The 13,569-nt window shown below is 61.3% G+C and carries 11 protein-coding genes; 4 read left to right on the forward strand and 7 right to left on the reverse strand.

Annotated elements, in window-relative coordinates:
• Positions 1-46 precede the first annotated feature (46 nt).
• The 3 genes from oxc to KUF59_RS28735 all read left to right on the forward strand — a co-directional run bounded on the left by oxc (position 47) and on the right by KUF59_RS28735 (position 4,423).
• The gene (oxc, locus tag KUF59_RS28725) at positions 47-1,780 is read left to right on the forward strand and encodes an oxalyl-CoA decarboxylase (protein ID WP_212455563.1); all 1,734 of its coding nucleotides are present in this window, start codon (positions 47-49) and stop codon (positions 1,778-1,780) included.
• A gap of 73 nt (positions 1,781-1,853) precedes the next feature.
• Positions 1,854-3,131, forward strand: a complete 1,278-nt coding sequence (gene frc, locus KUF59_RS28730; protein WP_212455564.1) for a formyl-CoA transferase — start codon at positions 1,854-1,856, stop codon at positions 3,129-3,131.
• A gap of 482 nt (positions 3,132-3,613) precedes the next feature.
• Entirely contained in the window at positions 3,614-4,423 is an 810-nt protein-coding gene (locus KUF59_RS28735; protein WP_258767260.1) for a hypothetical protein, read from the forward strand.
• Between the two features lie 122 nt (positions 4,424-4,545).
• Here the strand turns inward: KUF59_RS28735 and KUF59_RS28740 are convergent, their stop codons facing one another.
• The 5 genes from KUF59_RS28740 to KUF59_RS28760 form a co-directional block, all read right to left on the reverse strand.
• On the reverse strand, positions 4,546-4,932 hold the full coding sequence (locus KUF59_RS28740; protein ID WP_212455566.1) for a hypothetical protein: 387 nt from the start codon (positions 4,930-4,932) through the stop codon (positions 4,546-4,548).
• A 147-nt stretch (positions 4,933-5,079) separates the two neighbouring features.
• On the reverse strand, positions 5,080-5,343 hold the full coding sequence (locus KUF59_RS28745) for a DUF2721 domain-containing protein (protein WP_258767261.1): 264 nt from the start codon (positions 5,341-5,343) through the stop codon (positions 5,080-5,082).
• Positions 5,340-5,609 carry a hypothetical protein gene (locus tag KUF59_RS28750; RefSeq protein WP_258767262.1) on the reverse strand — a complete coding sequence of 90 codons (270 nt, stop codon included), beginning with the start codon at positions 5,607-5,609 and terminating at the stop codon, positions 5,340-5,342. Before KUF59_RS28750 ends, KUF59_RS28745 begins: the two co-directional genes overlap by 4 nt.
• A gap of 347 nt (positions 5,610-5,956) precedes the next feature.
• Complete coding sequence (locus KUF59_RS28755; protein WP_258767263.1) at positions 5,957-7,399, reverse strand: DUF1254 domain-containing protein; 1,443 nt, start codon at positions 7,397-7,399, stop codon at positions 5,957-5,959.
• Positions 7,400-7,535: 136 nt separating this feature from the next.
• The gene (locus tag KUF59_RS28760; RefSeq protein ID WP_258767264.1) at positions 7,536-10,223 is read right to left on the reverse strand and encodes an arylsulfatase; all 2,688 of its coding nucleotides are present in this window, start codon (positions 10,221-10,223) and stop codon (positions 7,536-7,538) included.
• A gap of 857 nt (positions 10,224-11,080) precedes the next feature.
• Here KUF59_RS28760 and KUF59_RS28765 point away from each other — a divergent pair.
• The gene (locus tag KUF59_RS28765; protein WP_258767265.1) at positions 11,081-11,455 is read left to right on the forward strand and encodes a hypothetical protein; all 375 of its coding nucleotides are present in this window, start codon (positions 11,081-11,083) and stop codon (positions 11,453-11,455) included.
• 485 nt (positions 11,456-11,940) lie between these two features.
• Here the strand turns inward: KUF59_RS28765 and KUF59_RS28775 are convergent, their stop codons facing one another.
• Together KUF59_RS28775 and KUF59_RS28780 are read right to left on the reverse strand one after the other, a co-directional pair.
• Positions 11,941-12,204: a DUF3551 domain-containing protein gene (locus KUF59_RS28775; protein WP_258767267.1), complete on the reverse strand. Its 264-nt coding sequence runs from the start codon at positions 12,202-12,204 to the stop codon at positions 11,941-11,943.
• A 133-nt stretch (positions 12,205-12,337) separates the two neighbouring features.
• Positions 12,338-12,697: a hypothetical protein gene (locus KUF59_RS28780; protein ID WP_258767268.1), complete on the reverse strand. Its 360-nt coding sequence runs from the start codon at positions 12,695-12,697 to the stop codon at positions 12,338-12,340.
• Positions 12,698-13,569 lie beyond the last annotated feature (872 nt).

Here is a 13,569-nt window from a genome sequence, read left to right on the forward strand (position 1 = left end):
GACGAGCACTCGTCCCAACGACCTTGAGATCAGGGAGACAAGGCCCATGCTGAATACCGCGACCAAGTCCGAAGCACCGGGCTCCGAGCAGGAACTGACGGATGGTTTTCATCTCGTCATCGACGCGCTCAAGCTGAACGGCATCAACACCATCTATAATGTGCCGGGCATCCCGATCACGGATTTGGGCCGCATGGCGCAGGCCGCCGGTATTCGCGTGATCTCCTTCCGCCACGAGCAGAACGCCGGCTACGCAGCAGCGATTGCCGGCTACCTCACCAAGAAGCCGGGCATCTGCCTCACCGTGTCGGCGCCCGGCTTCCTCAACGGCCTCACCGCGCTCGCCCACGCCACCACCAATTGCTACCCGATGATCCTGATCTCGGGCTCGTCGGAGCGCGAGATCGTCGACCTCCAGCAGGGCGACTATGAAGAGATGGATCAGCTCGCGATTGCAAAACCGCTGTGCAAGGCGGCCTATCGCGTGCTGCACGCCCAGGACATCGGCATTGGTCTCGCCCGTGCGATCCGCGCCGCGGTCTCGGGCCGTCCCGGCGGCGTCTATCTCGACCTGCCGGCAAAACTGTTCGGCCAGGTGATGAACGCCGACGCCGGCCAGAAGTCGCTCGTCAAGGTGATCGACGCTGCGCCCGCGCAGATCCCCTCGCCCGCTTCGGTCAGGCGCGCGCTCGACGTGCTCAAGGGCGCAAAGCGTCCCCTCATCATCCTCGGCAAGGGCGCGGCCTACGCGCAGGCCGACGAAGAGATCAAGACCTTCGTCGAGAAGAGCGGCGTGCCGTTCCTCCCGATGAGCATGGCCAAGGGCCTGTTGCCCGACAACCATCCGCAATGCGCCGGTGCGGCCCGCTCCACGGTGCTGAAGGACTCCGACGTCGTGATGCTGATCGGCGCGCGGCTGAATTGGCTGCTCTCGCACGGCAAGGGCAAGAGCTGGGGCGATGCGCCCAAGAAGTTCATCCAGGTCGATATCGAGCCGAAGGAAATGGACTCCAACATCGAGATCGTCGCCCCCGTGGTCGGCGACATCGGCTCCGTCGTTTCCGCTTTCGTCTCGGCGATGGGCGCAGGCTGGACCGCGCCGCCGTCCGACTGGACCAAGGCCGTTGCGACCAAGCGCGAAGAGAACGTCGCCAAGATGGCGCCGAAGCTGATGAACAACAAGTCGCCGATGGACTATCACGGCGCGCTCGGCGTCCTGAAGAACGTCATCAAGGATCGTCCCGACGCGATCCTTGTCAACGAGGGCGCCAACACGCTCGACCTCGCCCGCGGCGTCATCGACATGTACAAGCCGCGCAAGCGTCTCGACGTCGGCACCTGGGGCGTGATGGGCATCGGCATGGGCCAGGCGATCGCAGCCGCGCTCGAGACCGGCAATCCCGTGCTCGCGGTCGAAGGCGACAGCGCGTTCGGCTTCTCCGGCATGGAGGTCGAGACCATCTGCCGTTACAACCTTCCGGTCTGCGTCGTCATCTTCAACAATGACGGCATCTATCGCGGCACCGACGTCAACAATGCCAACGCGGATCCCGCGACCACCGTGTTCGTCAAGGGCGCGCGCTACGACAAGATGATGGAAGCTTTTGGCGGTGTCGGCGTGAACGCGACCTCGCCGGACGAGCTCAAGCGCGCCGTCAACGAAGCGATGGATTCACGCAGGCCCACGCTGATCAACGCGGTGATCGATCCGGCGGCGGGCTCGGAGAGCGGCCGTATCGGCAATCTCAATCCGCAGAGCGTTTTGCAGAAGAAGAAGTAAGCACCCCCTTCCACCCATTATTCCCTGCGGTGAGCGGGGGCAGACAGACCAGATAGAGTACGGAGCAAATACGATGACAAAGGCGCTTACGGGCGTTCGCATTCTCGACTTCACCCACGTCCAGTCGGGCCCGACCTGCACGCAGTTGCTGGCGTGGTTCGGCGCCGACGTGATCAAGGTGGAGCGTCCGGGTGTCGGCGACATCACCCGCGGCCAGTTGCAGGACATCCCGAACGTGGACAGCCTGTATTTCACCATGCTCAACCACAACAAGCGCTCGATCACGCTCGACACCAAGAACCCCAAGGGCAAGGAAGTTCTCACCGAGCTGATCAAGAAGTGCGACGTGCTGGTCGAAAACTTCGGCCCCGGCGTGCTCGACCGCATGGGCTTCCCCTGGGAGAAGATCCACGCCATCAACCCGAAGATGATCGTCGCCTCGATCAAGGGCTTTGGCCCCGGACCGTACGAAGACTGCAAGGTCTATGAGAACGTCGCCCAGTGCACCGGCGGCGCCGCTTCCACCACCGGCTTCCGCGACGGCCTGCCGCTCGTCACCGGCGCGCAGATCGGCGATTCCGGCACCGGCCTGCATCTCGCGCTCGGCATCGTCACCGCGCTCTACCAGCGCACGCATTCCGGCAAGGGTCAGAAGGTCACCGCCGCGATGCAGGACGGCGTGCTCAATCTCGCCCGCGTCAAGCTGCGCGACCAGCAGCGCCTCGCCCACGGTCCGCTCAAGGAATACAGCCAGTTCGGCGAAGGCATCCCGTTCGGCGATGCCGTGCCGCGCGCCGGCAACGATTCCGGCGGCGGCCAGCCCGGCCGCATCCTGAAGTGCAAGGGCTGGGAGACCGATCCCAACGCCTACATCTACTTCATCACCCAGGCCCCGGTCTGGGAGAAGATCTGCGACGTGATCGGCGAGCCGACCTGGAAGACCGATCCGAACTACGCCAAGCCCCCGGCCCGCCTGCCGCGCTTGAACGAAATCTTCGCCCGCATCGAGAAGTGGACGATGACGAAGACGAAGTTCGAAGCGATGGAGATCCTCAACAAGGACGACATCCCCTGCGGCCCGATCCTGTCGATGAAGGAGATCGCGGAAGACCAGTCGCTGCGCGCCACCGGCACCGTGGTCGAGGTCGATCACCCGACTCGCGGCAAGTACATCTCGGTCGGCAACCCGATCAAGCTGTCGGACTCGGCCAGCGACGTGACCCGCTCCCCGCTACTCGGCGAGCACACCGACGAGATTTTGCGCCAGGTGCTCGGCTTCTCCGACCATCAGGTCGCCGACATCCACGACTCCGGCGCGCTCGATCCGCCGCGCAAGCAGGCCGCGGAGTAAGGATCCGCATCAAAACGACGAAAGGCCGCCGGTTTCGGCGGCTTTTTTCTTGCGCGACGAGGCGGGCGCTTGCGGGCCCGCCACCAAAACCTGAAAACAACCCCATGCACAGTAGCCGGTGGCCACCCGCACGACGCTACGGATTTTACGAAATTCGCTTGACGCGTCGGGCAAATCAGTGCTATAAGCAGATCATTCCACAGTTGGGCCTCCGGTCGGCGACGCTTCACGCAAGCGTGGAGATCGCGTTGATGCGAGTTGCGTCACGAGCGGGCCGTCGTCGCGAACAATTCACCCGACAGTCGGTTTTCTCCTCGTTAGCGTCGCTGACACGTGCAACTACCGCAGGCCACCGCCGGGCCGCGCTCCAAAGCGGTCGCGGCGCTGTTCCGAATCGATTAACCACCCCAACGACGATCCACATGTGCGCTCCCGTGGTTCGGTAGAGCTTCGCAATGCATGACCTGCCATGGAGACATCCCTTGTACGCGGCCGCCACTCGTTCCCTGGCTATCGCAATCCTGCTCAGCACCGCCGTCCCTGACGCATCCGAAGCCGCCGGCCAGATTCCGTACGGCACGCGCGCCGGGATGTTGGTGACCATCAAGGCGATGGACGGCATCGATACCGAAAAGGCCTCGATCAAGGTCGAGCACACGCGGCAGAACGCCAAGGAATTCTGCGTCGAGTACTCCCTGGAACAGAGCGAGGCCTGCGTCGAGAGAACCCTGAAAGACGTCCGCATCAACGATGTGCTGATCGGCAACTGCCGCACCGCGCAGTTCACCAACCTTCGCGGCGAACAGCGGATTTTTGCGGGAGCGAACCTTGATCACGACGCCGTTCAGTACAGTCCCGAGTACAGGATCTTCAAGAAGGGCGAGCGGGCCTACCTGGACGGCAGCTCGGGGTCCGGTTATCCGGTCGACCTCGAGCAATTCAAGGCACTCTGCCCTTCGGCGTACGCGCAAGCGATGACGGCGTTCGAGACCAGACCGAAATTCATCGGGCGCTGGTACCTGGACGACAAGAAGATCTGCGGCAATCCCGACGGGGCCGCCGAGGGTCTGTTGACCTACACGTCGCGGGAGTTCCTCGCCATCGAAATGGCCTGCAAGTTTACGAACGTCCGCGCAGTGGGCGACCGCTACGAAATCTCCATGAACTGCGCCAGTGAGGGCCAGACTTCGAAGGAACGGGTCACGCTCGGGGTCAGCAAGGGCAAGCTCGTCCGGACGATCACCGTCGACCGAAAGCAGACGACGTTCACCTACAACCGGTGTCCGTTCTGATATTTCATCAGCTGAATTTGGCGGGAGTTTAGAGGTTCCGGCCAGACGATCTTCCCGCCGGCACTCCCAACATGCGGCGGCCTTTTTTCATGGCGAGTTTTCATGGGAAGTGGCGTGCCTCGCTAGAGATCCCCGCCGAGCAGCTTCCTGCCCGCCGCGGCCCGGGACATCGCATCCCTGCAAGGCTCGCTCAGCTCTGCGATGTGCGATTTGATGCATGCCCTGATGCCGCCGGTACCAGGCCTGATACCGGCACACAGATTGGCGACATCCGCCTTGCAGGTCTTTCCGGTCACCGCCACCGTGAGCAGGCGGTCCTGGCAGGCCTCCGACACGTCTTTCAAGTGAGACTTGATGCAGGCCTTGATCCGGCCCTCGCCGGGTCGAATGCCCGCACACAGCGTCTTGATGTCACCGGTGCAAGGTGGTCCCGTCTGCTGCGCCACCACGACGGAATCTGACAGCAACAAAGCTATCATGATGACGAGCCCGGATCGGATCCCTGCCATTTTGATGTCCTCAGCGCGGACAGGATCATATCCGAACGCCGGCCGCGGCGCCAGAAAGACGAGCGGACCGCAAAATCCTTCCGCGCTCGCGCCCCGCCCGACAAACTTGAAAAACAACCCCTTGCAAGTAGCTGAGGATCACCGGCACTAGCCCTGCGATCGGTTCAGAAGCCTCGCCCTCTCTTGGAGCCGCGGCAGATCGGCTTTCACGAACGCCCTTGCGGAGTCGTTTGCGCCAATGCCGTGAATGAATTGCGCGCGGTCAATCACCCGGTTGATCCTGGAGATCAGTACGGAGATGAAGGCGGCGACGGCGCCGAGCAGGAACGCAGGCGCGGCGACGTTGGCGATGATCTGGCCGAGCTGGTCGATCGAAGGTGTGACCGGCATTAGATCGGTTACGCTCGTCACCGAAGCGTCTCGACCTTGGCGGCCATGTCGGGCGCACGGCTTACTCGATAGCTCGCGTTGCTGCATTTCAGCACCCACACCGCGTGATCGGGCCTTGATCGTTGCCGATCCCTGACGGCGCCGAGTGGTTTGTCGCAGGCAAAACCCTGCATGCGTATCTGTGCCGCGAGCATGCTCTGGGGCGTTTCCTGCGCGGTTTGGGCGCGGCCGACCGTCAGTCCGCCCATTGTGCCTGCCAGCACAAGTAAACCAAGCGTCTTGTACATGTCATTTCCTCTCAACGCGACGGAGCTGCCTTGGGCTACCGCCCGCAAGATCGGGCCCCACGCGAACCATGACGGCCTAACGAAAAGGACAAGACCGGTCGCCCCGGCCTCGGCGGCCGCGGCGAGAACGGTCCATTGCGATCTCCATGCCTTTCCACATGCAGGTCTCTGCCGCCGACAGCGAATTCATGCCACCCGCTTGATTGGAGGAATCTCATAGCTCCGTCGAGCAAAGGTTTGCTCGTATTCATTGCAGAATCCTCCTAGATGACGAAGTCCTCCGTAAACGCAGCCAGTTGCTATTTTCTTGTGGGCCGTCTCCGGCGGTCCCACTGTCCAGGACCTCCCTATGACATCCGCTTCACCCCAGGAGGCTGCCATGTCTCCTGTCCGACGGGCAGGATCGATGGTGGCTCGGTTCTCGGCCAATAGAGCCGCATCGCGAGATAGATCGGACCGTCTGGCGCAGGCAGCCAGTTGGACTCCCTCTCGGCGCCAGGCGATTTGTTTTGGATGTAAATCGTCAGTGACCCGTCCGCGTTCTTCTTCAGGTTCGGGAGCATCGGCGCATTGATCAGATAGCGATCGATGGGATTCTTGATCAGCAACTGCGTTTTGCCGTCATACATCGTCACTGACCAGAACGCTTTCACGGGCGGCAACTGACCTGACGGGAACGTGAGGGTGTAGTTGTGCTTGCTACCGTCCAGCGCCTGGCCGTCGCTATCGAGGCGCGTCATGGGATAGGTCGCCTCCTCCGCATCGTTGCCGTATATTCCAGCCTTCGCGCCGGCCGCGCGCTTCAGCCAGTCGCCATTGAAGAAGGCACTGTCACCGAACATCGAGCTGATCCGCCACCCATTGATCTCCTTGCCGGCACTGGCGACAGCTTCGTCGATCTTGCGCTCACCTTCCTTCATGCCCAGGCCGATCTCCAGCTTGTCCTCAAGCGAGAGGTCCTTGAAGTTGACGGTCTTGCCCGGCCCGATGCCGATGCGCGCAAGCTGGGCGCGTATCTCCTTCTCGTTCTCCTGCGCCGGTGCGAACTGCAGCGCGAAGTCGAGATATTCGAAAAAGTTTGTTTTCACGAGCTCCTTGTCGATCTTGGGAAAGTCAATGGCCGCGGCGGCAGTCGTCGCCGGCTGATTCAGATAGGCGGAAAGCGTCTGGACCTTGTACCCGGCCTGCACCTTCCGGACGTTCTCGACGTCATCGGGATTGAAAAGCTGGGTACGATACGCTGCAGCCGAAAGTTGGGTGCTCGATCTGAATACCTTCTTGATCCCGGGCGGGATCGCTCCCTTCCAATCCGGCCCGACAACCATGTAGTCGCCCGGCTCGCTGCCGGTGGCGCGGCTGCCGATATAGCCGTAGTTGTAGGTATTGCCGTCGCAGAGCATGACCGAATAGTAGCGCTTCGGGTCCACCTCGGGCACAGAAAGGACGATCGGCTCGGCCCGCAGGTCCATCCACAGAAGCGAATAGGGCGTGTCGCTGTTCGGCGTGATGACCGCGGTGTCCTTGTAGGTGTAGACGTTGGGTTCGTTCTTGATCTGATTGAAGGGAGCCTTGAACTGACCCGAGTTACGGTCGACGGCGTATTCGTACATCACGGCGTAGTTCATCACGATTGGCAAGCCGTAGATGAAACCCGCCTCGGCAATGTCTTTAGCCGCGAAGAAACGGGGGCGGTCGGTGTTCGTCTGGGCGAACACCGGAATCGATTTCGTTGCCGCAGCAGTGATCGCAGCCAGCGCGGCCGAGCCAAGAAGTTCGCGTTTCGTCAACATTTTGCAGCACTCCCGTTTAGGGCACCTTTCCGCGATACTGAGTGAGGCAGCCGAGGGGCGCTGAGTTGTGCCGATCTTGATGTCGGCTTGAGCGCCCCTCCTCTGTTCGTCGCTTGAACTATTCGCGCGCCCAGCATCACTGCTGGACGCATTGCTGGACGAACTTGACGCGGTCGACCATGCTCAGACCCTGGGCCTCGGCCTGCTTGCGGCAACCTTCTCGCTTGTCGATTCGGAGCTGGATCTTGTCGACAAGGCTCAGGCCGACGGTCCCGACTTGTGGTCCGGCCGAAGCGGTCTTTCCGTCGTCGGCCGATGGTCCATCGCCCGCCGCACGCGCGGTCTCCTGTAGGCGCTTGATGTCGTCCGGGCTCAGCTTGGGCCGGTCGATGTCGAGCGTGAGCCTGTTGATCTTGCCGGTGAAGGCGAACGGTGCCTGATAGTCGTTATCGTCGACCGGCGTGCCGGTGTCGGACCCGATGTCGAACGCCTCGTCCCATTGCAGGATGAACGGAAGCGTGTGCTCCATCTTCTCGGTCGCCGCCACCTTGCCGTCGACCTTGAGCGTTCCGGTGCCGCCTTGTCCGATGCCGGTATAGTTGCCGAACACCATGGTGCCCGCACCAAGACCATCGTACTTGAAGTCAAACTCGATCAGGTGCTTGCCCGGCGTGAGTTCCGGCCCCTCCCAACGCACGCGCTTGAGGTCGACGAGGTTCCACGTGAACACGGGCTTGTTCTTCAGGACATAGAGGCCATAGCCGCCAAACCGGCCGCCCTGGGTCACAAGTACGCCCTCGGCACCTCCTTGCGGAATGTCTACGTCGGCCTTGAAAGTGTAGGACGCGTTGAGAAGGCTCGGCGCGTCACCATTCGGCGTGCCGGTCATCGGGCGTGTCCAGGCGAAATTGGTGCGCCCCGCGCTGAGACTCGGACGCGGAGTGATCATGCGCGAAGCCACCGTCGAATCGAGCGGCAACACTTGATACTTTTCCGCCTCCTTCCAGAACAGCGCCTGCAATTCCTTCAGCTTGTCGGGATTCCCAGCGGCAACATCCTCGGCCTGCGTCCAGTCGTTTCGCAGGTCGTAAAGCTCCCAGGGGTAGTCGCCCGGGCTCGGCAGTTTCGCGACAGTCACCCACGGCGGCCGCAAAACCTTGGTGCTGGCGATCCAGCCGTCGTTATAGATGGCGCGATCGGCAAACATCTCGAAATACTGCGTCGTGCGCGTTGAGGACGCGTTCGCGTTCTTGGCATCGAACGTGTACATCATGCTGACACCCTCGATCGGGCTCTGCTTGATGCCGTCGACGACTTCCGGCTGCTTGATCTGCGCAGCCTCGAGTATGGTCGGCACGACGTCGATGACGTGGTGGAACTGATTGCGGACGCCGCCCTTGTCCTTGATCACTTCCGGCCAGGAGATCGCCATACCCTGGCGCGTGCCGCCGAAGTGGGAGACGATCTGCTTGGTCCAGGAGAACGGCGTGTCGAACGCCCAGGCCCAGCCGATCGACATGTGATTGTAGGTCTTGTCGGTGCCCCAGACGTCGTAGAAATATTTGAGCTGGTCCTCGACCGACGGGGTGATCTGGTTGAACATCGCCACTTCGTTCGGCGTGCCGTTGGGTTGCCCCTCCGCGCTCGTCCCGTTGTCGCCCTCGATATAGATGATGAGGGTATTGTCGAGCTTCCCCATGTCCTGGATGGACTGGATCACGCGGCCGATTTCATTGTCCGCGTATGCGACATAGGCGGCGAAGACATCCGCCTGGCGGATGAACAGCTTCTTCTCATCGGCCGAGAGCTGATCCCACTCCTTGATCAGGTCTTTCGGCCATGGGGTCATCTTCGCATTCTGCGGAATGACGCCGAGCCGCTTCTGGTTCTCGAAGATGGTGTCGCGCAGCTTGTTCCAGCCCTGGTCGAACAGATGCATGTCGCCGATCTTCTTGACCCACTCCGGCGTCGGGTGATGTGGGGCATGCGTTGCGCCAGGCGCGAATTTGACGAAGAACGGCGTATCCGGCGACAGCGCGTTCATGCGATTGACGTAGTCGATGGCCTCGTCGGCCATCGCCGTCACCAGATTCCAGCCGGGCTTCCCGACGTAGGGATAGATCGGCGTGGTGTTGCGGACGAGATTGCCGGGCTCCCATTGGTTGGTATCGCCACCCATGAAGCCATAGAAATATTCGAAGCCCATGCCGGTCGGCCATTGGTCAAACGGACCTGCCTGGCTCGCTTGGTATTCCGGCGTATTGTGGTTCTTGCCAAACCACGCGGTGCGATAGCCGTTGTCCGACAGAATCCGGCCGATGGTGGCCTTGTCCTTGGTGATGATGCTGTCATAGCCGGGGAAGCCGGTGGCCTGCTCGGCGATCACGCCGTAGCCGACCGAGTGATGGTTGCGCCCGGTGATGAGTGCTGCGCGCGTCGGCGAGCACAGCGCAGTCGAGTGGAAATTCGTGTAGCGCAAGCCGTTCTGCGCGATGCGATCCAGCGCGGGCGTCGGGATAACGCCGCCGAACGTGCTCGGCACGCCGTAGCCTGCGTCATCCGTAATGATCAGCAGAACGTTCGGCGCGCCCTTCGGCGGAACCACGCGCGCCGGCCAATATGGCTTTGACTCTTTCGCGTCGCGTTCGATCTTGCCGCCGAATTTTTGCGGCGGGGGCGGAAGCTGGTCGCCGGGGATGGTGATGGTTGCAGCGGGTGAACCGGGTGGCGGTGCAGCTTGTTGCGTCTGCTGTGCGAATGCCGGCGCTGAAAGGATGAGTGTTAGTGCAAATGCGGAAACTGTGAAGGATCGGGAAGTGCTCATTGCAAGGCCTCCCTTCAAATGAAGAGAGATCATTTGCCAGCGACGGAAAAAGAACTTGATATAGATCAAAATGACCCGATGACGGATCAAAAGCGGAAATGTTTTCCGCACGCGTGGTCACGACATCCCCGCATGGCACCACGATCGGAGCGGTCTTGCCGGAAACTCCCGGCTCCCTGTATCCGAAAAGGCGATACGATAGCGCTGCATCGTGCCCCTCCCACCACATCCTGCTGCCAAGTCGGCTGCTTCCGCTCGCAGGTTGCGGCAGCGGGCCCGCAGGTCGGCTTCGCCGGCGCCGCCGATGCCGATCGCGCCGCCGAAGCGGATGAGCGATCTCTCCGGAGGCCAGCGGCGGCTCTGTTGCGCCCTTGATCACGACTGATACCCATGGGCGATCGATCCTTCTCCCATTCAAAAAAAGCGCGAGTCATTTGAGATGGATCAAACCGATCGATCGCGGCTCGTCTCTTACTGACGACGAGGACAAGAGGCATCCGGGTAGTGTACTGCTTCGAGGAGGCAGGCCATGGTGCAACAAGCACTGGGTGGGATTGCCGCAGACTTCTGCCTTGACGTTAGTCAGGCAAAGTCGACTTTCGACCGCTTGTTGAGAGCCTATTTCGCAAGGTTCGCGGTCGGAGAGCCCCCGGTGATCGGTGATGTGAGCCACGCGCTCGAGCTTCCTCTCGCAGACTGTTGCGCGAGCAGTCTGCCTGCACGCAAGACCTATTTGGTCACAACACCAGAAACGACCTGCGATCCGATTGGCCTGGCCCTCCAACTCAGCCAGGCCAGTTCTGACGCTTAGTGGCAGCTCAAGGTGGTTAGTTTGACAGGGCTTGAAGGAGCTCAAGATGAAGATGGCAGCATTATTTGCAGCACTCCTCGGAAGCCAATTGTTTGTGATCCCCGTTTCCGAGCGGGTCCCCGAATTGAAGGTCGAGGCGACGTGCAAGGCGACCACGGCTGACGACAAGGCAAATGGACTCGCCCTGCCACAGAGCTTTGCCGACTGCATGCGCGACGAGACGGCTGCACAGCAACAGCTCAACACGGTTTGGGGCGCGGCTCCCAATTCCCTTCGCGACAGCTGCGAAGGGGAAGCCACGAGCGGCGGAAGCCAGAGCTATGTTGATCTTCTCACCTGCATCCAGATGGCGGAGTGGGTGAAGTCGCCGTCAAGCGCGACGCGGTTGAGGGGAGCAAGCAAGACTCGAAATTCGCAGTGATCCGCCTCTCGTTTCGAGAACGCGGCGCGTTCTATTTGGCAATTCATCTGTGTAAGCAAAGGAGGTCGCTATGAAAAATACCTGTATGAAATGGTGGCTTGGGGCAGCGATCATTGCCTGCTCCGCGATCGGCTCCGTGCAGTGGTCGCCGGAGCATGGGCTGTCAGTCTCGGTCGACAGCGCACAGGCAAGGGTTGGGCGACCGGCGACTCCCGCGAGCGTTGCGGGCGTCGCGCGCCGGACAACCCGCCGCGCAGTCGTGGGTGGAGCCGCCGTAGGTGCAGCGACCGTAGGAGCCGCTGTGGCGGCACCAACGTGCGCCCGTGTGCTGGTGAACGGAGTGTGGGTCTGTCGCTAACCAGTCATCGCTGACGCCGACCTGATCATTCGGTCCACACTGAAGCTGTACGAGCGGCAAGACCCGAGAGTGAGCATGACCACTTCTCGCGTGCTTGCCGCCGTACATCGGCTTGTCATCAGTTCTTCTAGTAGACACCGCCCTGGCGTCGTCGGGAATTGTGGCCCGGCGATCCCCGCCAATATGGGTTCTCCAGGCACATGGCCGAGAGTCCCGAAGCCGTCATCCGGCACTGATCCATCGACGTATAGCTGCAGTCGACGATGATGAGGCCCCGCTTGTGCCACGACTGCAGGCAGACCGGGTAACGCGGGTCGTAGCGTTGAGCCGTGGCTGGGACGACCACGAGAATCGTCGCCCCCGCCAGGATCATCCAATAAAGCATGCGCATCTCGTAGCCTTCCTTATTTCAGACCGAGCGGCCCATGCGAACGACGGCGGCGATTTGAGGAGCACCTTCACGCAATGCAACTGAACCGTCGGGCGCGCCTGACATCAGCAAGCGGCCTGGCGCCCCGTGGCTTTTACTGGATCGTTGCATTCACCGTGATGACTGACCTGCCCGAACCGTACGGACCTTGTCCTGAACCGTAGATGGCAAACGTATCGCTGCCCCTGTAGCCACGTGGAGCCGTGTAGGTGAAGGTCGTTATGTTGACCTGCCTTAGCGTTCCGCGCGCGGGCTTCTGCGAAATGCCGGAAGCCGCCATCATGCCTGGAATTCGGATCGGGAATTTGCAGGTTTCACCAGACCTGACGGCAAAGAAAGCCGTCATGTCGACGCCGAAGCCGGAGGGCTCGCCGACGACCCGGCAATCGGCAGCTCGAGCTGAAACGGGCACCAAGCCAAGCGCAACTCCTGCCAGAACCGAGAACCGCCACATGCTGACCTCCTGTGACGACATTGCCGAGGAAATGAAGTCGGATCACGGCTACCACCGTTGATTTGAGTCAAAGCGTCGAGGCCTCTGCGATTGGCTCAAAAAGCACCAATACAATCTGAGATTGGGACCATCGGGATGACGTAGTAAAAGGACTTCCCGGCCGGGGAAAAATTCATGCATTGGGCGCTTAGGCTTTTCGGTTTCGTCGTCGGCATTCTGGCCTTGGCGATATTGGGCTAAGCGGTTGGATCCTCATCGCCCGTCACGATGAATTGCAGCTCGCCTCAAGATCGTAGGGCCGCGGTCCCGTCTATGGTCGCGGACAGGTTTGGTTGGCCCGAGGCCAAGGGCTCGATCTCCCCGCCGACACGTTCTTGTTGCAAGGGCACCTCCGCCAGGTGATAGCGGTCGTCCCCTCGCGCAAACTGGTGATCTTGCGCATGGGGACGACGCGGGAAGATATTGGTTATAGCTACGCGAGACTGTTACGCGCGATTGTGGCCGCAGGGCTTTGAATCCAGCGCCGAACTTTCACGCACACCTTGCGTCTGGACACAGCACATTCGCCCAAGATTTCTGCGCCTTGGCTTCACCCTATACCTGGCATAGGATCGGCAGACATTGATGTCTCAGCGGGATAAGACAAATGAGCCGCTTCCTGTTGATTTGCGTGGCCGCTACCTGCCTTGCGGGACCTCTGCTTTTCCATTCCTCTGAAGCGAATGCGGTCTTTTGGCGCGGCATAACCGCGCCAACAAATATCGACATTCACGGATGGCCGATCATCAAGGAGCCTCCCCCCAGTCGATGCCAATGGATACGAGTGAGCGGTGGCTACTGGGTCCGGCAATGCCTCTACTAGGCCGATATGG

This window comes from Bradyrhizobium arachidis (assembly GCF_024758505.1).
Taxonomy (GTDB): Bacteria; Pseudomonadota; Alphaproteobacteria; order Rhizobiales; family Xanthobacteraceae; genus Bradyrhizobium; species Bradyrhizobium manausense_C.